This is a genomic window from Candidatus Poriferisocius sp. (genome assembly GCF_965214065.1).
Taxonomy (GTDB): domain Bacteria; phylum Actinomycetota; class Acidimicrobiia; order Acidimicrobiales; family Bin134; genus Poriferisocius.
Genome location: NZ_CBDCAT010000027.1, coordinates 89,258 through 108,260, shown reverse-complemented (window position 1 = coordinate 108,260; position 19,003 = coordinate 89,258). Strand labels below are relative to the sequence as shown.

19 protein-coding genes and 1 tRNA gene are annotated in these 19,003 nt (G+C 66.5%); 15 read left to right on the top strand and 5 right to left on the bottom strand.

The features are described 5' to 3' along the window. The first annotated feature begins 107 nt into the window (after window positions 1-107). The 4 genes from ACOOGG_RS06810 to ACOOGG_RS06795 all read left to right on the top strand — a co-directional run bounded on the left by ACOOGG_RS06810 (window position 108) and on the right by ACOOGG_RS06795 (window position 5,458). Window positions 108-1,742: an acetolactate synthase gene (locus ACOOGG_RS06810; protein ID WP_420433605.1), complete on the top strand. Its 1,635-nt coding sequence runs from the start codon at window positions 108-110 to the stop codon at window positions 1,740-1,742. 86 nt (window positions 1,743-1,828) lie between these two features. Next, the gene (locus tag ACOOGG_RS06805; RefSeq protein WP_420433603.1) at window positions 1,829-3,220 is read left to right on the top strand and encodes a TldD/PmbA family protein; all 1,392 of its coding nucleotides are present in this window, start codon (window positions 1,829-1,831) and stop codon (window positions 3,218-3,220) included. Between the two features lie 40 nt (window positions 3,221-3,260). Next, window positions 3,261-4,607 carry a TldD/PmbA family protein gene (locus tag ACOOGG_RS06800; RefSeq protein ID WP_420433601.1) on the top strand — a complete coding sequence of 449 codons (1,347 nt, stop codon included), beginning with the start codon at window positions 3,261-3,263 and terminating at the stop codon, window positions 4,605-4,607. A gap of 14 nt (window positions 4,608-4,621) precedes the next feature. Then, on the top strand, window positions 4,622-5,458 hold the full coding sequence (locus ACOOGG_RS06795; RefSeq protein ID WP_420433599.1) for an undecaprenyl-diphosphate phosphatase: 837 nt from the start codon (window positions 4,622-4,624) through the stop codon (window positions 5,456-5,458). A gap of 12 nt (window positions 5,459-5,470) precedes the next feature. On the opposite strand, the gene ACOOGG_RS06790 is transcribed toward ACOOGG_RS06795, so the two are convergent. The 3 genes from ACOOGG_RS06790 to ACOOGG_RS06780 form a co-directional block, all read right to left on the bottom strand. Continuing rightward, window positions 5,471-6,112, bottom strand: a complete 642-nt coding sequence (locus tag ACOOGG_RS06790) for an SAF domain-containing protein (protein ID WP_420433597.1) — start codon at window positions 6,110-6,112, stop codon at window positions 5,471-5,473. 79 nt (window positions 6,113-6,191) lie between these two features. After that, window positions 6,192-6,992, bottom strand: coding sequence for an S-methyl-5'-thioadenosine phosphorylase (locus tag ACOOGG_RS06785; RefSeq protein WP_420433595.1), 801 nt, complete (start codon window positions 6,990-6,992; stop codon window positions 6,192-6,194). After that, window positions 6,993-7,376, bottom strand: a complete 384-nt coding sequence (locus tag ACOOGG_RS06780; RefSeq protein WP_420433593.1) for an FmdB family zinc ribbon protein — start codon at window positions 7,374-7,376, stop codon at window positions 6,993-6,995. Window positions 7,377-7,488: 112 nt separating this feature from the next. Here ACOOGG_RS06780 and ACOOGG_RS06775 point away from each other — a divergent pair, with 112 nt between their 5' ends. The 9 genes from ACOOGG_RS06775 to ACOOGG_RS06735 all read left to right on the top strand — a co-directional run bounded on the left by ACOOGG_RS06775 (window position 7,489) and on the right by ACOOGG_RS06735 (window position 14,233). Further along, on the top strand, window positions 7,489-8,088 hold the full coding sequence (locus tag ACOOGG_RS06775) for a glycerol-3-phosphate acyltransferase (RefSeq protein WP_420433591.1): 600 nt from the start codon (window positions 7,489-7,491) through the stop codon (window positions 8,086-8,088). Further along, window positions 8,058-9,293, top strand: a complete 1,236-nt coding sequence (glp, locus tag ACOOGG_RS06770) for a gephyrin-like molybdotransferase Glp (protein WP_420433589.1) — start codon at window positions 8,058-8,060, stop codon at window positions 9,291-9,293. Before ACOOGG_RS06775 ends, glp begins: the two co-directional genes overlap by 31 nt. A 59-nt stretch (window positions 9,294-9,352) precedes the next feature. Then, window positions 9,353-10,336 carry a GTP 3',8-cyclase MoaA gene (gene moaA / locus ACOOGG_RS06765; protein ID WP_420433587.1) on the top strand — a complete coding sequence of 328 codons (984 nt, stop codon included), beginning with the start codon at window positions 9,353-9,355 and terminating at the stop codon, window positions 10,334-10,336. A gap of 2 nt (window positions 10,337-10,338) precedes the next feature. Continuing rightward, a complete protein-coding gene (gene moaC, locus ACOOGG_RS06760) occupies window positions 10,339-10,842 on the top strand; it encodes a cyclic pyranopterin monophosphate synthase MoaC (RefSeq protein ID WP_420433585.1) in 504 nt (167 codons plus the stop codon). Window positions 10,843-11,296: 454 nt separating this feature from the next. Further along, the gene (locus ACOOGG_RS06755; protein WP_420433583.1) at window positions 11,297-11,584 is read left to right on the top strand and encodes a hypothetical protein; all 288 of its coding nucleotides are present in this window, start codon (window positions 11,297-11,299) and stop codon (window positions 11,582-11,584) included. A 64-nt stretch (window positions 11,585-11,648) separates the two neighbouring features. After that, window positions 11,649-11,722, top strand: a tRNA-Ala gene (locus tag ACOOGG_RS06750). Window positions 11,723-11,751: 29 nt separating this feature from the next. Continuing rightward, window positions 11,752-12,756, top strand: a complete 1,005-nt coding sequence (locus ACOOGG_RS06745) for a phosphotransferase family protein (protein ID WP_420433581.1) — start codon at window positions 11,752-11,754, stop codon at window positions 12,754-12,756. Continuing rightward, complete coding sequence (locus ACOOGG_RS06740) at window positions 12,753-13,121, top strand: hypothetical protein (RefSeq protein ID WP_420433579.1); 369 nt, start codon at window positions 12,753-12,755, stop codon at window positions 13,119-13,121. The genes ACOOGG_RS06745 and ACOOGG_RS06740 overlap by 4 nt, the downstream gene beginning before the upstream one ends. Beyond that, window positions 13,118-14,233 (top strand): hypothetical protein, encoded by a 1,116-nt coding sequence (locus tag ACOOGG_RS06735; protein WP_420433577.1) that lies wholly within the window; start codon window positions 13,118-13,120, stop codon window positions 14,231-14,233. Before ACOOGG_RS06740 ends, ACOOGG_RS06735 begins: the two co-directional genes overlap by 4 nt. Before the next feature lie 24 nt (window positions 14,234-14,257). Here the strand turns inward: ACOOGG_RS06735 and ACOOGG_RS06730 are convergent, their stop codons facing one another. Beyond that, window positions 14,258-15,088 carry an SDR family NAD(P)-dependent oxidoreductase gene (locus ACOOGG_RS06730; protein ID WP_420433575.1) on the bottom strand — a complete coding sequence of 277 codons (831 nt, stop codon included), beginning with the start codon at window positions 15,086-15,088 and terminating at the stop codon, window positions 14,258-14,260. Between the two features lie 102 nt (window positions 15,089-15,190). Between ACOOGG_RS06730 and ACOOGG_RS06725 the strand changes: the two genes are divergently transcribed. Continuing rightward, window positions 15,191-16,003 (top strand): SDR family NAD(P)-dependent oxidoreductase, encoded by an 813-nt coding sequence (locus ACOOGG_RS06725; RefSeq protein ID WP_420433573.1) that lies wholly within the window; start codon window positions 15,191-15,193, stop codon window positions 16,001-16,003. 90 nt (window positions 16,004-16,093) lie between these two features. Here the strand turns inward: ACOOGG_RS06725 and rsgA are convergent, their stop codons facing one another. Further along, window positions 16,094-17,065: a ribosome small subunit-dependent GTPase A gene (gene rsgA, locus ACOOGG_RS06720; RefSeq protein WP_420433571.1), complete on the bottom strand. Its 972-nt coding sequence runs from the start codon at window positions 17,063-17,065 to the stop codon at window positions 16,094-16,096. Between the two features lie 131 nt (window positions 17,066-17,196). Between rsgA and ACOOGG_RS06715 the strand changes: the two genes are divergently transcribed. Next, a complete protein-coding gene (locus tag ACOOGG_RS06715; protein ID WP_420433569.1) occupies window positions 17,197-18,984 on the top strand; it encodes a molybdopterin-dependent oxidoreductase in 1,788 nt (595 codons plus the stop codon). Window positions 18,985-19,003 lie beyond the last annotated feature (19 nt).

The window sequence follows — 19,003 nt, the reverse complement described above, 5'->3', positions numbered from 1 at the left end:
CGTGTAGGGGTGACTCCGGGCACGCGCTAACGGTTGAGGCGGCCATCGGGGTCATTCCGCCAAGGCTATTGTCCCGGCGAGGTTCATTGGAGATTACGGTGAGGCGAATGTCGGGGAAACAGGTGACGGGCCACGGGGGCGATCAGGTGCTGGCTGCACTGGCCCCCTTCGGTGTGCAGGAGCTATTCACCCTGTCTGGGGGTCATATTTTCCCACTGTATGACGCTGCCGTGAAGCAGGGCGATGTGGTGCTCTACGACGTTCGCCACGAGCAGACCGCGGTGTTTGCCGCTGAGGCACTGGCCAAGCTGACCCGCCGGCCAGGGGTGGCCGCGGTCACGGCTGGTCCCGGTGTGACCAACTCGGTGAGCGCGGTGACCACCGCCTGGCTCAACGGGGCCCCGCTAGTGGTGCTGGGCGGGCGGGCCCCGGAAGCCCGATGGGGGTCGGGCTCGCTCCAAGAACTGGACCACGTCCCCATCCTGGCCCCGGTCACCAAGCGATCGCTCACCGCGGGAGGCGGCGATGATCTGGCCGCGGCCACCTACCGGGCGGTGCAGTCGGCCATGACCCCGCATCGGGGACCGGTATTCGTGGACTACCCCATGGACGTGCTGTTCTCTGAGGGCACCGGCGCCGTGCCCGACGAGCCCATGCCGGTGGGCGCGGCTCCCGACCCCGACGCGGTGGCAGCGGTGGCCGACATGTTGGCTGCCGCCCGGAGCCCCGCGCTGCTGGTGGGTACCGATGTGTACTGGGACGGCGCTTGGGAAGAGCTGCGGGCTTGGGTGGAGGCCCAGAGGCTGCCGGCCTTCGCCAACGGATTGGGCCGAGGGTGCCTGCCCGCCGACCACGAGCTGTTTTTCAGTCGCACCCGGCGGATGCTGCGCTCCGACGCCGATCTGGTGATCGTGGCCGGCACCCCGCTCGACTTCCGGCTCTCATTTGGCCGGTTCGGCGATGCCCAGGTGGTGCATCTGACCGACAGCGCCGAGTCGGTATCCACTCATGCCAATACCTCGGCCACAGTGTCGGGCGATTTGGTTCAGACGCTGGCGGCTCTGACCGATGGCCAGGCGCCAGCTCATCCCGCTGAGCGAGATCGGTGGGTGGCGAAGCTTCGCGACGCCGAAGATGCCGCTCAGGGTGACGAAGAGGACCTGCTGACCACCGCGGCAGATCCCATCTTGCCCACTCGGGTGTACGGCGAGCTCCGCCAGGTATTGGATCGAGATGCGGTGGTGATCGGCGATGGTGGTGACTTCGTCTCCTACGCCGGGCGGTTCGTGAACTCCTATCGGCCGGGACACTGGCTCGATCCGGGCCCCTACGGCTGTCTGGGCACCGGACTGGGCTACGCCATGGCCGCCCGGGTGGTACATCCCGACCGCCAGGTGGTGCTGTTATTGGGCGACGGGGCCGCCGGGTTCTCGTTGATGGACGCCGACTCTCTGGTCCGCCACAACCTGCCGGTGGCCATTGTGGTGGGCAACAACAGTTGCTGGGGGCTGGAGAAGCACCCCATGCGCCAGATGTACGGCTACGACGTCGCCGCCGACCTCCAGGAGGGGTGCCGCTACGACCAAGTGGTGGCTGCCCTCGGCGGGGCCGGGGAGACAGTAGAGCGTCCCGACGACATCGCCCCTGCTCTAAAGCGGGCGTTGGACGCCGGGGTCCCCTACGTGGTCAACGTGATTTGCGACCCGGAACACGCGTACCCCCGCCGTTCCAACTTGGGCTGAGGTCAGCGCACCGGCGGCGCCCCCTGTTCCCGGGTTGGGTGAAGGATCGGTAGGCTACGGCGTCATGACAAGGGGAGAGAACGGCCGTGATTGACGAGACTGTGGTTGCGGGAACGCTTTCGGAGGCGCTGCGCACCGGCGGTGAGTTTGCCGAGGTTTTTGTGGAGGACCGGCGCTCGTCGTCGGCGCTGTTGGACGACGGCAAGGTAGAGGAGCTGACCTCAGGCCGTACCCGGGGAGCGGGGATCCGAGTGGTGGTGGGGGAGACCACCGGGTTTGCCCACACCTCCGATCTGAGCGAAGCCGGCATGGCCAAAGCGGCGCGGGCCGCGGCGGCCGCCGCCCGAGGAGGTGGTGGGGGCCACCAAGTGGTGGCGCTCGACCGGGTGGACGCTCCGTCGCCCAACGAGATCGAAGTGCTGCCCGAAGCGGTGGCCAAGGCGACCAAAGTGGAGCTTTTGGGCCGGGCCGATGAGGCCGCCCGAGCGGCCGGATCGGCCATTTCCCAGGTGTCGGCCCGCTACGCCGACGGCCGCCGCCGCATTCTGGTGGCCAACAGCGACGGACTGCTGGCTGGCGACGACCAAGTGCGCACCCGGTTCGCGGTGTCATGCGTGGCGGTGGGCGACACCGGCATGCAGACCGGTTTCGAGAGCGTGGGCCGACCTATCGGCTTCGAGTTGTTCGATGAGTACGAAGTAGACGCTTTGGCCCGCACCGCGGCCGACCGGGCGCTCACCAAATTGGCTGCCCAGCCCGCGCCCAGCGGTTCGATGCCGGTGGTGATCGGCCCGGGCGGCGGTGGCGTGCTGTTCCACGAGGCCTGCGGTCACGGCCTCGAGGCCGACCTGGTGGCCAAGCAGGCCTCGGTGTTCCGCAACCGGGTGGGAGAGCAGGTGGCCCACCCCGAAGTCACCCTGATCGACGACGGGACCATGGCCCGGGAGTGGGGCGCCTACGCCATCGACGATGAGGGCCGTCCTGCCCAGCGCAATGTGCTCATCGAGAACGGGGTGCTCACCGATTACATGTGGGATCTCCTGCGGGCTCGCAAAGAGGGCCGGGAAAGCTCGGGCAACGGTCGCCGTCAGAGCTACCAGCACCTACCCATGGTGCGGATGACCAACACCTACCTGGCCAACGGCACCGAGGATCCCACCGACATCATCGCGGCCACCGACCGAGGTGTGTACGTGGCCCACTTGGGCGGCGGGCAGGTGAACACCGCCACCGGCGATTTCGTGTTCGGCATGAGCGAGGCCTATCTGATCGTCAACGGCGAGATCGGCCCCCCGATTCGGGAGGGCAACTTGATCGGCAACGGTCCCGAGGTGCTGACTGGAATCGAGGCGTTGGGCAACGACTTCGCCATGGGATCGCCGGGCACTTGCGGCAAAGACGGTCAGGGCGTGCCGGTGGGCGACGGCACCCCCACGCTGCGGGTGGCGTCGATGACCATCGGCGGAACCGCGGCGTGACCCCCCGCCGAACGCGGCCGAACACCGACAGGACTGCCGTATGAATCCCGAGGAGTTGCTGGAGGTCGCCGAGCGCATTGTGGGCTGGGGCCGAGACGGCGAGCAGATCGAGGCGGTGGTCGGCCACAGCCAGGAAACCGAGGTGCGGGTGTACGAGGGGGAGATCGAGTCGCTGTCGGTGGCCGAGTCGCAGGGGGTTGGCATCCGGGTCATCGCCGGGCGGCGTCAAGGGTTCGCCCACGCCGGCACCCTGGATCCCGACGTGCTGGAAGAGACCTTGGCCGAAGCCCGCGACAACGCGGTTTACGGCGCCCCCGACGAGTTTTTCGGCCTGGCTGAGCCCGACGGGGTGAATCCGCCGGAGCTCGACCTCTACAACGAAGCCCTGCTGTCGTTCAGCACCGAGGCCAAGATCGACCTGGCCCTGGAGCTGGAGCGGGCGGTGCAGGCCGGCGACCCCCGAATCGTGGGGGTGGAGTCGGCCGACTACGGAGACGCGGTGGGTGCCGACGCCATTGCCACTACCACCGGTATCCGCAGCACGGGGCGAGACACGTCGTGCTACCTAACCGCCTACTCACTGGCCTCAGAAAACGACGAGACCCAGACCGGCTTCGGATTCTCGGTAGGCCGGGAGCCCGGCAGTCTCGATGTGGCCGTCGCCGCGGCCGATGCTGTGGAGCGAGCCACCCGTATGTTGGGCGCTACCCAGCCCGACACTGAGCGGGTCACCGTGGTGCTCGACCCATTCGTGACCGCCCAGTTTCTGGGCATCATCGGCGGCACTCTGTCGGGTGAGGCGGTGCTCAAGGGCCGTTCGCTGTTCGCCGAACGCCTGGGCGACCAGGTGGCCGCTTTGGGGGTCACCCTGGTTGACGATCCCACCAACCCCGAGGCCTTCACCGCCTCCGACGCTGACGGCGAGGGCTTGGCCACGCGGCGCAACCAATTGATCGGTGGCGGCCAGCTCGAACGGTTCCTGCACAACAGCTACACCGGCCGGCGCTCGGGCACCGCGTCAACCGGCTCGGCGGTGCGGGGCTACGCCAGCACTCCCGGCGTGGGTTGCCAGGCGCTATCGCTGGTACCCGGCGACCTTGCGCCGGAGGAGCTAATCGCCGGCATCGACAACGGGGTGCTGGTGCAAGGCGTGTCGGGCCTGCACTCGGGGGTTAACTCGGTGAGCGGCGACTTCTCCACTGGCGCTGAGGGACTGCGCATCCGCAACGGAGAACTGGCCGAGCCGGTGAGGGAGATAACCATTGCCTCCACCCTCCAGCGGATGTTGCTGGACGTTGCCGCGGTGGGGTCCGATCTCACCTGGCTGCCGATGAGCTCGGCAGGAGTGACGCTGGTGGTGGCCGAAGTCACCATGTCCGGCGCCTAGCAAGTAGAAGGACCATGTCGGTCCTGCACGCCATATTGCTGGGCATCGCTCAGGGGCTGACCGAGTTCCTGCCGGTGTCCTCCAGCGGACACTTGCAGATCATTCCCTGGCTGGCCGAGTGGGACGATTTCGAGGGCAATGACGACCTCAAGAGGGCGTTCGACGTGGCCCTCCACCTGGGCACGCTGGTGGGGCTGGTGGCATGCCTGCGCCGGGAGGTGTGGACACTGGTGCGCGATGGCATTGGCGCTGTGGTGAAGCGCCAAAGACCCATGACCGCTGAGGGCCGGCTGGGGTGGCTTCTGGTGCTGGCCACCGTGCCGGCCGCCGCGGTGGGGGTGGGATTGCGGTCGGTGATCGACGAGGCCGACGACGAGGTCTGGCTCACCGCGGTGATGCTGGCGGTGTTCGGGGTGCTGCTGTGGTGGGCCGACCGGCGTCAGGAGCGCCGAGATGCCAGATCGATTGGGGTGCGCGACGCGCTGCTGTTGGGGCTGGCCCAGGCTTGCTCGCTCCAGCCCGGAGTATCTCGCTCAGGGGTGATCATCACTGCCGGTCGCCTGCTGGACTTCGATCGTGAATCGGCCGCCCGCTTGGCCATGCTGATGAGCGTGCCGGTAATCGCCGGGGCCGGGGTATTCCAGTTCATAGACATCGGCGGGTGGGGAGGCATTCCCGCCGATGCCCGGGCCGGGTTTGTGTGGGGAACGGCGGCATCAGCGGTGACCGGGTTCGCCGCAGTCAAGGCGCTGCTGGCCCTAGTTCGCACCCGCAGCTTCGGTCCCTTCGCTATATATCGGATCCTGCTAGCCCTGCTCGTCCTCAGCCTGATTACCGCTTCGGTGCGCTGAGGGCCTGATTCGTCAGCCTGACTGCACCAGGGCCAGGGTGACCGAGCCCTGGATCACGGCAGAAGCCACCGGGAGGAGTTCCTCGTCGGTGACGGCAATGGTAATGGCGTGCTCGGCCTTGTCGGTGACCACCGCGGCGGCGGCCACCGTGAGGGTGGCCTGGGTTTGGCCACCGCTATCGGTGGGGATCGGCAGGGTCACCAGCACGTCTACGTGGTCTCCGGGGACCAGCGGGGGCAGGGCGGTGTGGGCCGGTATCGCCACCTCGGTTCGATCCCCAATGGGCAGGCCGCCCAACCGAGCGGTGGTCACCACGTCGCCGGGGTGGAGGGCAGCCGAGGCCACATCGACGCCGCTCAAGGCGGGTACCGCATCGGGAGGCAGGGTTTGGGCCGGATACCGGCGCACCTCGGCGTTGTCCTCGTCGAGCGGTTCTCCAGCTTCGATGGGCTGTGTGACTACGACCACCGGGGTAAGGACACCCAGCGACGGCTCTCCCCCGGCCAGCCCTGCGACGGCGGCCACTAATAGCCCGGTGACCGCCGCGGCCACCGCCACCACCAGCCAGTAGCTGCGCCGCCCGCCCGGCAGCCGAGCCAAAACAGAGCCCCGCCAAGTGAGAGGTTGATCGACAGTTCCGGGAGTTGCGTCCACGGGCGCGCCCCTCCACCAAGGTTGACAAGGGGGAAGCGCTGGTCAGGCTAGCGGGAGTTGGCCGTCTTGGGAAGGGGGCTCAAGAAGCAGGTCTGGGAGGGTCGATGCCATTGGTGCGGTCGGAGCAGTCGGGCAGGTTTCTGGCGATGGCTCTGATGGCGCCGAAGAGCACGGCTCGCATGCGTTCGAGGTTCTGGGCGAAGAAGGCGAACACCTCGTCTTGGGTCACCGGCTTGATGTCCGGGTCGTCATCCAGGCCGACGTCGTAGTCGGTGACCAGGGCGGCAGTGGCGTAGCAGATGCCCAGTTCGGCGGCTAGGGCAGCCTCGGGGTACTGGGTCATCCCCACCACGTCCCAGCCGTTGTCGCGGAACCAGCGAGACTCGGCTCGGGTGGAGAATCGGGGGCCGGAGATGACTGCCATTGTTCCCCCGTCGTGGGCAGTCATGCCCTCAGCCTGGGTGGCATCCAGCAGTGCTTGGCGGAGCTCATCGCAGTAGGGGTCGGCCAGTGAGACGTGGTTGGTGACGGTGTCGAAGTAGGTGTCGGCCCGGCCCGACGTGCGGTCGACCAATTGGTCGCACACCACCACATCGCCGGGGGCCAGCTCGGGGCGCAGCGAACCGCAGGCGCTGGGGCCGAAGATGGCCTTCACCCCGACTTGGCGCAGCGCCCACAGGTTGGCCCGGTAGTTGACTTTGTGGGCGGGGAATCGGTGGCCGGGGCCGTGGCGGGCCAGAAAGGCCACCTCGATATCGTCGACCGATCCAATGGTGAGCGGTCCTGACGGCGGCCCGAATGCGTGGTCGCAGGGGATTTCGACCGCGTCGTCCAAGAGGGAATAGAGACCGGAGCCGCCAATGACGCCGATCTCGGGCATTTATTCGTCTGACGAACCCGAAGCGGCTTTGGCCGGCTCGCGGCCAGAGGAGTCCGACGAGCTGTTGTCGGACTTGGCTGCGTCGGGCTTTGCAGCGTCTGACCCTTCTTTGCCGTTGGTGCTGTCGCCGTTGGCTGAAGAGCCGGCCGTGGTGGACGACTTGGCGCCCGAGCGGCTGTCGTTTCGGTAGAAGCCGTCGCCCTTGAAGGTGATGCTGGGGACGCTGAAGACCTTGGCGACTTGGCCCTTACCGGGCTGGGTGCAGGCTGCGGGACTGGCGATCGAGTCGGCTTGGGGGCAGATGGTTAGGGAGTCTTCGGAGAATGACTGGATGACTTCGAAGCGGGTGCCGCAGGTTTGGCAGTTGTAGTCGTAGGCGGGCACGAGGGTTAAGGATAGAGGCGGGTTGCGTTTTCTGGCTATCTGAGGGGGGGGTACCAGCGTCCGGCAGGCTGGGCGCTCACCTGCTTTGGGAGAGAGAGGGGGGCGGTGGGGCGTGTTTCAGTATTGTTGGGTCGTGGGCTGGGCTTGGTGGCTTGTCTTGGTTGGTTATGCGTGGGGGACGTTTCCTGGGGCGTTGTTGGTGGGGCGGTATACGGGGCATGATCCGACGCGGGAGGGGTCGAAGAATCCGGGGACCAGCAATGTGTACCGGGTGGCGGGGCGCTGGCCAGCGGCTTGGGTGCTTCTCAGCGATGTGGGGAAGGGGGTCATTGCTGCGGGGATCGGCTTGATATTCGGAGACCAGCTGGTGGGGGCGGCGTGTGGGGCGGCGGCAGTGGTGGGCCACATCGTGCCGTTGGGGCGTTACCGGCAGGGAGGCAAGGGCGTGGCTACGTTCGGTGGGATGCTGTTGGCGCTGGCCCCGGTGGTGGGCGTGATCCTGATCGGCGTGTGGGCGCTGTCGCTTGCTTTGACCAAGCGGGCCGGGGCGGCCTCGTTGGCGGCGACGGCAGCGGCGCCGGCGGCGGTGGCCATTCAGGGGTGGCCAGCGGTGGAGGTGTTGGTGGTGGCCGGGGTGGCGGTGGTGGTTATCGCCCGCCACCATGAGAACATTCGCCGTATGTGGCGCAGACAAGAACCGGCGCTTTGGTGATGATTCCGTTGGCCGAGGCCCAAGAGCGGGTGCTGGCGGGTTGCGGCATCCTGGATGAGGTCACCTTGGCCGTCGGCGACGCTCGGGGATTGGTGACCACCGAGACAGTGGTAGCGCCCGAGTTGGTGCCTCCGTTCGACAACACGGCGATGGACGGCTTTGCGGTGCGGTCGGCCGATGTGGTCGATGCGCCGGTGACCCTGAACATCGCGGGCACGATTGCCGCCGGGGTGCCGCCCGACATCACGGTGGGTGCCGGGCAGGCTGTCCGCATAATGACCGGAGCAGTCATCCCCCCCGGCGCAGACGCAGTGGTAATGGTGGAGCTGACCGAGACCAGCCCTGACGGCGAGGAAGTGACCGTGGCCCAGTCGGTGCCCGCGGGCAACCACATTCGCGGGGCCGGCGAGGACCTGACGGTGGGCCAGACGGTGTTCGGACCGGGAGAGGTGCTTACTCCTGGCCACTTGGGGGTGCTCACCAGCTTGGGCATGTATCAGGTGAAGGTGAGGCCAAAGGCCCGGGTGGGGGTCATGTCCACTGGCGATGAGCTGGTGGAGGGGCCCCAGCCGCTGGAGATGGGCCAAATCCGCGATTCCAACCGGCACACGCTCTTGGCCCTTTTGGCCGAGGCCGGGTGCGAACCGGTGGACCTGGGCAGCATGGCCGATGATGAGGCGGGAATCGCCGCCGGTATCCGGGCTGGAGTGGAGAAATGCGACGCCCTTTTGACCTCGGGTGGGGTGAGCATGGGCGATTACGACTATGTGAAAAAGGTGCTCGAAGAGATAGGCGATATGTCGTGGATGCAAGTGGCCATCAAACCGGCCAAGCCCTTGGCCTTCGGATTGGTCGAAGGCATCCCTGTTTTCGGGCTGCCCGGCAACCCGGTGTCGTCCATGGTGTCTTTCGAGTTGTTCGCCCGGCCCGGTCTGCGCAAGATGATGGGCCATTCCCCCGACACTTGGCACCGCCAGCGGGTAACGGGCCGCGTGGCCCAGCGCCTGCGCCGCCGGCCCGACGGCAAGACCCACTTCGCCCGAGTGCGAGTTGAATACGCCGATGGCGAATTCTTGGTCAGATCGGCCGGAGGCCAAGGCTCGCACCAACTCTCGGCTATGGCCGCAGCCGATGCCCTGGCTGTGCTACCCGACGGCGTTGGGCTCGATGAGGGCGAGCCGGTGTCGCTGCTGGTACTGCGCTGACCGAAGCCAGTTTGGCTCTCCACAGTGTGCTCAGCGGATTATTCGGTCAGAATGTAAAGGTGAGCGTGCCGCTTATCGACACCTTCGGGCGGGTCCACCGGGATCTGCGCATCTCGGTGACCGACCGGTGCAACTTTCGCTGCACGTACTGCATGCCGGCCGACGGGCTCGACTGGCTGCCCCGCGAAGACCTGCTCACGTTCGAAGAGATCGAGCGCTTAGCCGCATTGATGGTGAATCGGTTCGGTATCGACAGCATCCGGCTCACCGGCGGGGAGCCCACCGTGCGGGCCAACCTGCCGATATTGGTGGAAAAGCTCGCCGCGCTGGGCGTAGACCTGGCCCTGACCACCAACGGGGCCACTCTGGGGCTACTGGCCGACAAGCTGGTGGCTGCCGGGTTGCGGAGGATCAATATCTCGCTCGACTCTCTTCACCCCGAACGGTTTGAGCGCCTCACCCGCCGAAACGATTTGGACAGGGTATTGGACGGAATCGACGCCGCGGTGGCTGCTGGCCTGGATCCGGTGAAGATCAATGCGGTGATGATGAGGGGCGTCAACGACGACGAGATCGTGGATTTCGCCCGGTTCGGCCGGGAGAAGGGCGTAGAGGTCCGGTTCATCGAGTTCATGCCATTGGATGCCGACCTGTCGTGGAGCAACGACAAAGTGGTCACCCTTGACGAGATCGTCTCTACGGTGGCCGAGGCATTCCCGCTGGCCCCTGTCGAGCGCTCGCACTCGCCGGCCGCGGTGTGGCACTACGCCGACGGCCAGGGCTCGTTCGGCGTGATCGCCAGCGTGACCGACGCTTTTTGCGGAAGTTGTGATCGGGTGCGGCTCACCGCCGAGGGCATGTTCCGCAACTGTTTGTTCGCGGTGGACGAACACGACCTCCGGGAGCTGCTGCGCTCAGGAGCGAGCGACGATGAAATCGCCGCTGTCATCTCCGATGTCGTGAAGGACAAGTGGGCCGGGCACGCCATCAACCAGGTTCACTTCATCCGCCCCGGCCGTTCGATGTCGCAGATCGGGGGTTGACCATGTCTGATGCCGGGTTCACCCACATCGACCCCCTCGGCCGGGCGCGCATGGTGGACGTCACCCCCAAGGAGGCGTCCCACCGCCGGGCCATCGCCCGAGCCAGGGTGTTCATGAGCGCCGACACTGCCTCGGCCGTGGCCCGAGGGGCTGTGGCCAAAGGAGACGTATTGGCGGTGGCCCGAGTGGCAGGCATCCAGGCGGCCAAGCGCACTCCCGAGCTGATTCCGCTGTGCCACCCGCTGTTGGTGGGTGCGGTGCTGGTTAACTTCCGGATCGAGGACACCTACATTGAGATCGAGGCCGAGGTGGAAACGGTGGACCGGACGGGGGTCGAAATGGAGGCTCTCACTGCCTGCACGGTGGCCGCGCTGACCGTTTACGACATGTGCAAATCGCGTGACAAAGAGATGGTGATTGGCGAAGTGGCCCTTTGGGAGAAGTCGGGGGGCCGCTCCGGCCACTACCGACGCCCGGGGGATGAAGGTGTCGGCTACGACAATTGAACCCACACTTGAAATTGCGCTTCGGCTGAGAGCGGAAGACGGGTGGCGAGGGTGGACTTTTTGTAGTAGAACCGTAACAAGTGTCAGATCCCTGTAACGTCCGACCGCATATGGCGACCGCGCGTTCGTTTGCCCTGTATAGGTGTGTAAAGCGCGACCATTCACCAGCCAGCACCTTGCCGTGGTTTACCATTTCGATTGTAAGGGACCTCCGAGATTGGTGACATCTGTGTTACTTATGATCTTGGCTGCCGCTTGGGCTGCCTTTTTGATACCGCCCTTGATCCGCCGAGCGCGTAGCGGTCAGCTTGGCGGCAGGCGTCGAACGCAGTGGGGGATGAATGTTCCCAGGCGATCGGTACATCCCCGTTTGGCCGAACGAGGTGCGGTAGCCGCACCGGTAGTGGCCCTTCGCCCCAACATCGGGATATCTCCTTCGGTATACGCTTCTGAGATGGCTTCTACCCCGATGCGAGGTAGGTCTCTCTCCTCAATCGACGCTCGTCGCCGTCGGCGGCGTATCCTCGTCACGCTCATCATCGGCGCGCTGGCCACGTTCGTGCTTGCCGTCTACTTCGGCGGAGTCGCCCTCGTGGTCCATCTGCTGGTCGACGCCCTGCTGCTGGCCTATGCACTGCTGCTGGTGCAGCACCAGCGGACAAGCGAAGAGCGCCTCAGCCCGCTTGACGTCGACGGCTCGACGAATGAGCCGTGGAGCGCGGCCTCAAGCGGACAAAGCTGACCACCGTCCGCGGCTGATTCCACTCGTTGTTCAGGAGTAGGCCGCTAGTAGGCTGGTCGCACTTGGGGCTGTAGCTCAGTTGGCTAGAGCGCCTCGTTCGCAACGAGGAGGCCGGCGGTTCGAGTCCGCTCAGCTCCACTAAGCGGTCGGCAAGTACCTTTCTAGCGATGGCCAGTGATTTCGACAATGCGCTGGAGGCGTTCATCCGGCGGCGCTTGGAGGGTGTGGACGCGCTTCGGGTGGAAGGCGAGGCCCGGGCCACCGGCGGCCAATCGAGGGAGAACTGGCCGTTCGACTTGTTGTGGGAAGACGGCGGGCAGTCGCACCATCGACGCCTGTTTCTGCGGCGCGACCCCGTGGGCAGCGTGCTGGAAACTGACCGACGGGTGGAGTACGAGGTGCTGCGGCGGCTGCACGACCAGCCGGTGCGGGCCCCAGAGGTGGTGTGGCTTGATGCCGACGGATCGGAGTTGGGCCGCCCGGCGCTGGTTATGACCCGCTACGACGGGCACAACGACCACTTCATTCTGGATGGGGGTTCCAGCCGGCTCGACGAGGACACCCGAGCCGACATCGCGTCGCAGATGGTGGATTTGATGATCGAGATCCACGCCCTGGACTGGAAGGGTGCCGGGCTTGATCAAGTGCTGGCCGTACCCGCCGATCCGGCAGCCGCAGCTATCGACGAATGGGCCGCGGTGATAGAGCGCCAGTCATTGGAGCCTCAGCCGTTGTTGGCCCTGATCGAGCAGTGGCTGCGTCGCAACCGGCCGGAGCCCGGCGAGGTCACTGTGGTCCACGGCGACATCAAACCGGGCAATGTGCTGTTTGACGGCGATCAGGTGAAGGTATTGCTGGACTGGGAGACCGTCCACTTGGGAGACCCGGCCGAGGATGTGGGATGGGTGACCAATCCGGTTCGCCGGATTGAGCACCAGATTCCTGGACGCTGGGAGGCGGATGATCTTGTGTCGGCCTACGAGGCTCGCACCGGCCGGACCGTCGACCGGGATGCTCTGCGATTCTGGCAGGTGCTCGCCAACTACAAACTGGTGGCCATTGTCATGACGGGGGTTCGTAGCTTCTGTGACGGTCGCACCCTTCGGGTGTGGTCTGGAGCTGGACTTCTGGCAAAGGTGTTGTTGGCCCAGACCGCGGAGGAGTTGGGATGAGACCGACACTGAGCGAGCAGATCATGGGGGCCCGGCGGGTGTTGGTGGAGTTGGCCGCGCCCGAGGTGTCTGACTCCTATTTGCAGGAGCAGATCACCTTCGCGGCCGCGGCCCTCGAGCACGCCGCGGCACGATGGCCTGAGGTGCTGCCCGAACTGGTGAAAGACATCCGGGCTCTAGAAGAGGTCTTGGGCGTCGAATCAGCGGAACTAGAAGAAGCGGTGCCCGGGGTGGTCCACCTGGCCGCGGCCGAGGAGTATCACCAGGGGCTCCGGGCTCGGCTGACCGATGAGATCATGAGCGGGTCTAAGCCGTCCCCCGCGGTGCGGGCCTACCTGGCCGAATCAACAGAAAGGCTGAGATGAACATGCTCGGACCCTTAGACGACACACTGTGGCACCAGATCGCCGAGCCGTTCGAGCACGTCGGCACGTCCGATCCCCGCTTCTTCGACCGCTATTGGTTCGCCATCTACGACCCAGCTGGCCAGGGAGCGATGCAGTTCACCATGGGGTCGTACAACAACATGAACGTGCTCGACGGCGGGGTGGTGATGGTGCGGGACGGCACGCAGCACAACCTGCGGGCGTCTCGGGCCCTTCGCCCCCGCCTGGAGCCTGAGGTAGGGCCGATGCGGGTGGAGCCGACGGTCCCGCTGGAGGAGCTAAGGGTGATCTTGGCCCCCGGCGGTCACTCCATCGCCTGCGATCTGGTGTGGCGGGCCGAGCTGGCCCCGGAGATAGAGAAGCCACACGTGGAGCGGGAGAGGGGACGGGTGGCTCAGGACTACCAGCGGTTCAACCAGGTGGGCGTGGTCGACGGCTGGATAACCGTGGGAGACGAGGGCCTGACGGTGGACGGCTGGTGGGGCGGACGCGACCACTCCTGGGGAGTGCGCCCCGCGATGGGCATCCCCGAGCCGGTGACGGGCCCGCCCCGTCGCCACAGCGAGGTTGGCACGCTGTTCTACTTCCTGTTCTTCTCCACCAACCGGCGGGCCGGCCATGTGCAGATCATGGAGCGGGGATCCGAGCGGGTGTACCTCACCGGGCTCATCCGAGACCGGCATGCTCCCGACGTCGACCGCCACGTCACCCAGGCTGATCTGTCCCTGGAGTTCTTCGCTGGCACCCGGCGATTCTCATCGGCCGATATGGCGGTGAGTTTGGACGACGGCGGTTCGCTGCGGCTGTGCTCGACGCCGCTGGGCTCGGCGGTGGCCATGGCCGGGCTGGGCTACAGCGGCGGCTGGAACGACGAGCTCGGCCTCGGCGTGTATCGGGGCGAGTCGTGTCTCGAACACGAGATATGGGACGTCAGCCATCCCGCCGATGTGGTGCCCGCCACCGGCGAGGTGTTCACCCCCATGCACCGCATCGCCCCGGTCACCGTCACCACCGATGACGGCGACGAGACCGGCACCGGCAGCCTCACCATGATCGCCAACGGCCGCCTCCCTCAGTACGGCCTGGACTGAGCAAACCCGGCAGGGTCGGAGTGCTCAGGGCGCGTCGGGGAGGTTGGTGAAGCCCCGGCCGTCGGCCCTGCGGTACCAGCCCTGGGCGGTCATGGTGCCGCCGTCCACCGGGATGGTCTGGCCGGTCATGAAGCGGGACTGGTCAGAGGCCAAGAACAGGGCCACCTCGGCGAAGTCGTCGGGGTTGCCGAATCGGCACAGGGGGATCAGCCGGGACACCTGCTCGAGGGGGCGGTCTCGGAGCATCTGGTCGAGGGGGGTTTGCAGAGTGACGGCCATGTCGGGGGCGATGCAGTTGACCCGGATGTTCTGGTCGGCCATCTCCAGGGCGATGGATCGGGTGAAGGCGATAATGGCAGCGTTGGCCGCCGAGTACACCGCGATGCGGGGCATTGCCCGCATGGCCTCCACGGTGGACACATTCACGATGGTGCCGCCGCCCCCCTCCACCATGGTGGGCATAAACGCGCGGGTGCAGCGAAGCACATGGCGGAAGGTGATGTTGATCTGGGCATCCCAGTCGGCCTCGGTGGTGCGGATGAACTTGCCCGCGCCCGGCCGGTAGTCGCCCACGTTGTTGACCAGCACGTCCACTTGGCCGTCGCCGAACTCGACTGCGGCCCGGTGGAACTCGGCCACCACTACGGAGTCGGTGATGTCGCCCACCACCGCGATGGCCCGCCCGCCGGCGTCGGTGATGTCGCCCACGGCGGCGTTGGCCAGGTCGGCGTCGATGTCATTGACCACCACCGCGGCACCTGCTTCGGCGAACAATCGGGAGATCCCACCTCCGATTCCCCCGCCCCCACCGGTGACGGCTGCGATCTTGTCGGCTAATGGCGTAGCGCTTGGCATCTGAGGTTTCTAGCGCATCCCGTCTGCTCCCGCTCCTATCGAGGAGGCGATTGCGCTGGCCTGACATCGATGCCGGAGGGCGGGGTTTGCCAAGATGTCGCCATGAGCATGCGCTTGGAAGGAAGGGTGGCCATCGTCACCGGCGGGGCCAACGGTCTGGGAGAGGCCATCAGCCGCAAGTTTGCCGCCGAGGGGGCGGTGGTGGTGATCGCCGATGTGGACGAAGCGGCTATGGGGCACGTGGCCGACGAGCTAGGGGTGGAAGCTCAGAGTTGCGACGTATCCGACCGGGAATCGGTGCAGGCCCTGGTGGACGGGGCAGTCGAGCGCCACAGGCGCCTCGACATCATGGTGGCCAACGCCGGCATCGCCAATTCCCCCTCGTACCTGGATATTGACGACGAGTTCTGGGGCCGGATGCTCGAGGTGAACCTGACCGGGGTGTTTCTGTGCAACCAGATCGCGGCCCGCCACATGGTGGCGCGAGGCGGCGGCGGTGTGCTGCTGAACACCTCCTCCATCCTTGGGGCGGAAGGCCATCCCCAGACCCCGGCCTACGCCGCATCCAAAGCCGGGGTGATCTCGCTGACCCGCAGCGGGGCAATGGCCCTGGGGCAGTTCGGCATCCGGGTGAACGCAGTAGGGCCGGGCTATATGACGACCCGCATGACCGAGGGGTTGCGAGCGGTGCCTGAACTCGAGAAAGGGATGGCCGAGATGATTCCGCTCAACCACTTTGGCGAGCCCGGCGACATCGCCGACGCCGCGGTTTTTCTAGCCAGCGACGAGGCCTCGTACATAACCGGCCACACCCTTTTCGTGGACGGCGGCTGGCTGACCCACCATCTGCCTGCCCGCACCGAGGAGCAGGAGGAAATCCGAGTCCGCGCCCAGGCCGAGGCCGAAGCCCGCTGACGCGACTGGGAGTGCCCCCGTTCCGCGACACGGGCGGCACCAACTGAGCCGCCGGGGCCCTGGTCGTCTGATCGGCTGGGCCGAGGAATGCTACCTACGCCGCCGCCGAGCCCGGTCTAGATCTTGGTCGGCCAGTTCTTCGGCCAGCTCCAAGTAGCGTCGCAGGCGGTCAGGGTCGACGTTGCCTGCGACCGCACAGCCGGGCTGGTCTTCGTGCCAGCAGTCCTCCGCAAAGCGGCACTCGTGGTCGAGGGCGTCGATCTCGGCGTAGGCCGCGGCCAACCCCTCCCACGCATCCCACGGCCCCACGGCTCGGATGCCGGGGGTGTCCACTATTGAACCCCCGCTTGGGAGAGCGATGAGCCGCCGGGCGATGGTGGTGTGGCGGCCCCGGCCGTCTCCGGCCCGCACCTGCTGGGTGGCCTGGACTTCGGTCCCCACCAAGGCGTTGATGAGCGTTGACTTGCCCACTCCCGACGGCCCCAGAAGCGCCAGAGTACGGTTCCCCTCCAAAAGGGCGGCCAAGCGGTCGAGGCCCTCGCCCTGAAGCGCGGCGGTTACCAGCACCTTCGTCCCCGGTGCCAGAGCGGCGGCCTTCTCAGCATCCCGCTCGGGGTTGCGGCGAAGGTCGGCTTTGGCCAAGATCACCGCCATCGCCGCGCCCGACTGCCAGCCGACGACGCAGAAGCGCTCTAGTTGGGCCGGGTTGATGCGCCGGTCGAGTCCGTGTACGACACCCACCACATCGGCATTGGCCACCAGGGTCTGGGGTCGGGCCTCCTCAGCCGGGTCTCTCCGCACCACCCGAGTGCGGCGCTCCAGAACCTGTTCCACCACGAGGCTGTCGTCGGGTCCGGGAACGACGGTGATCCAGTCGCCGGTCACCGGGGCCACATCGCCTTGGGCTCGCTGGGAGTCAGATGTGACCCGGATCTGGCCCTCGTCGGTCATCACCTCGCACTCGCCCCGGTCCACCTGCACCACCCGGCCCAGTCGTCCCGCCTGCCTTTGGGCCAGCTCCCGCCAATGCTGGTCGACGCCCAAGGCCTCCAGCGGCGTCATGGGCTACAGATTGGCAAGAGTTCCATGTTTCAGCTCCAAGTACTGGTTTGATTGACCCACACAGCGGAAAATCACAATAGCCTTAGATCCACACCGCCGGATCAAGAACCCCGACCGATCGGAATCCAGATATGAGTGAATCGGAAGCGACCGCATCTGCCGAGCGGCGAGCGGTCATCTCGCCGCTCCAGGCGATTGCCGCGGGCATTGTGGCCGCCGGTGCTGCACTGGGCTTGAGCGAGATCCTGTCGGGGCTGAGCCGCAAGATCCCGTCGCTGGTGGTCTCGGTGGCCGACATAATCGTGGACAACACGCCCGGCGACATAGCCCGATGGTCCATCGAGCAATTGGGAGGCAACCAGAAGCCGGTGCTGGTCTGGGGCATTGTGGTGGTTTCGATCCTTCTCGGCGCGGTGCTGGGTTGGTTCTCCCGCCAGCGCTGGTGGATGATGCCTGCTGGCATGGTGGTGTTCGCCGTGATCGGTGGATGGGCCGCGGCCCGCAACCCCTTGTCCAGCGACGGGTTGGGATGGATGTCGGGGCTGTTGTCGGGGGCCTTCGGCATTGCGGTGTTCATGAGCTTGTATGCACTGGCCCTGTTCTCCCGTCTGCCGGTCGATGAAGTTCCCTCCGATGCTGAAACCGAGAAGGTGCCGATGGTGGGCCGGGGCCGGTTCGACGACCGGCGCCGCTTCGTGGGAGCAGTGGGAATCATGGCCGGTGCATCTCTGGCCGGCGGCCTGCTCGGTCGGTGGCTGCGGCGGCGCGACACCGTGGAGGGCGCCCGCGAGGGGGTTGCCGAATCCCTCCAAGGACGCACCATCGCCACTCCGACTACCCGACCTGCTCCGACTACCCGACCTGCTCCGACAGCCACCGCTACGGCCGGGTCTACCCCGACGGCCACGGCTGAAGCGGCATCGACCCCCGCGGCCGATGGCACTCCTGAGGCGATGCCCGAGGCCACCGAAGTGCCCACTCCCTCGGTGACCGCTGAGCCGGTGAGGGAGCCCAATTTCGACTACATCGCCGGCATCGCTCCGCTCATCACTCCCAACGAGGATTTCTATCTGATCGACACCGCACTCTCATATCCCCAGATCGATCCGGCGGATTGGTCGCTGCGGATCCACGGCATGGTGGACCGGGAGGTGGAGATCAGCTTCGACGAGCTGCTCGACCTGGGCCTGGTTCAAGAGCAAGTGACCCTGTCGTGCGTGTCCAACCGGGTGGGCGGCCGCCTGGTGGGCAACGCCGAATGGGTGGGCGTGCCGCTGGCCAAAGTGTTGGACCAGGCCGGGGTACAGCCCGGCGCCACCCAGATCGTGGGCCGTTCGGTAGACCGCTGGACAGCGGGCTTTCCCACCGAGGTGGCGCTCGACGGAAGGGTGGCCTTGGTGGCCGTGCAGATGAACGGCGAACCGCTGCCCATCTCTCATGGCTTTCCGGCCCGGTTGGTAGTGGCCGGGCTCTACGGCTACGTGTCGGCCACCAAGTGGCTGTCAGACATCGAGCTCACCACCTGGGAGGGCTTCGACGGCTACTGGATACCCCGCGGCTGGTCAAAGGAGGGGCCGATCAAGACCCAGTCCCGCATTGATGTGCCCCGCAAGGACTCCACCATCGACCCCGGCCCCACGGCCATTGCCGGGGTGGCCTGGGCCCCCAGCCGCTCCATCGACAAAGTGGAGGTGCAGGTGAACGACGAGCCTTGGGTGGAGGCCGAGCTCAGCCGCGAGACCACGACAAACTCCTGGCGGCAGTGGATGGTGACCTGGAACGCCACCCCCGGCGAGCACCTAGTGCGGGTGCGGGCCACAGACGGCACCGGCACCACCCAGACCTCAGAGACCAGCAACCCCGCCCCCGACGGCGCCACCGGCTGGCACACCATCCAAGTAAGAGCCGACCAGGCCTAATTCCCCATTGTGCCTTGGG

Excerpts from the sequence above, each read along its gene's own strand:
- ACOOGG_RS06810 (WP_420433605.1), top strand. The coding sequence starts at position 108 with ATGTCGGGGAAACAGGTGACGGGCCACGGGGGCGATCAGGTGCTGGCT.
- ACOOGG_RS06800 (WP_420433601.1), top strand. The coding sequence starts at position 3,261 with ATGAATCCCGAGGAGTTGCTGGAGGTCGCCGAGCGCATTGTGGGCTGG.
- ACOOGG_RS06795 (WP_420433599.1), top strand. The coding sequence starts at position 4,622 with ATGTCGGTCCTGCACGCCATATTGCTGGGCATCGCTCAGGGGCTGACC.
- ACOOGG_RS06785 (WP_420433595.1), bottom strand. The coding sequence starts at position 6,992 with ATGCCCGAGATCGGCGTCATTGGCGGCTCCGGTCTCTATTCCCTCTTG.
- moaC (WP_420433585.1), top strand. The coding sequence starts at position 10,339 with ATGTCTGATGCCGGGTTCACCCACATCGACCCCCTCGGCCGGGCGCGC.
- ACOOGG_RS06755 (WP_420433583.1), top strand. The coding sequence starts at position 11,297 with ATGGCTTCTACCCCGATGCGAGGTAGGTCTCTCTCCTCAATCGACGCT.
- ACOOGG_RS06745 (WP_420433581.1), top strand. The coding sequence starts at position 11,752 with ATGGCCAGTGATTTCGACAATGCGCTGGAGGCGTTCATCCGGCGGCGC.
- ACOOGG_RS06740 (WP_420433579.1), top strand. The coding sequence starts at position 12,753 with ATGAGACCGACACTGAGCGAGCAGATCATGGGGGCCCGGCGGGTGTTG.
- ACOOGG_RS06735 (WP_420433577.1), top strand. The coding sequence starts at position 13,118 with ATGAACATGCTCGGACCCTTAGACGACACACTGTGGCACCAGATCGCC.
- ACOOGG_RS06730 (WP_420433575.1), bottom strand. The coding sequence starts at position 15,088 with ATGCCAAGCGCTACGCCATTAGCCGACAAGATCGCAGCCGTCACCGGT.
- ACOOGG_RS06725 (WP_420433573.1), top strand. The coding sequence starts at position 15,191 with ATGAGCATGCGCTTGGAAGGAAGGGTGGCCATCGTCACCGGCGGGGCC.
- rsgA (WP_420433571.1), bottom strand. The coding sequence starts at position 17,065 with ATGACGCCGCTGGAGGCCTTGGGCGTCGACCAGCATTGGCGGGAGCTG.
- ACOOGG_RS06715 (WP_420433569.1), top strand. The coding sequence starts at position 17,197 with ATGAGTGAATCGGAAGCGACCGCATCTGCCGAGCGGCGAGCGGTCATC.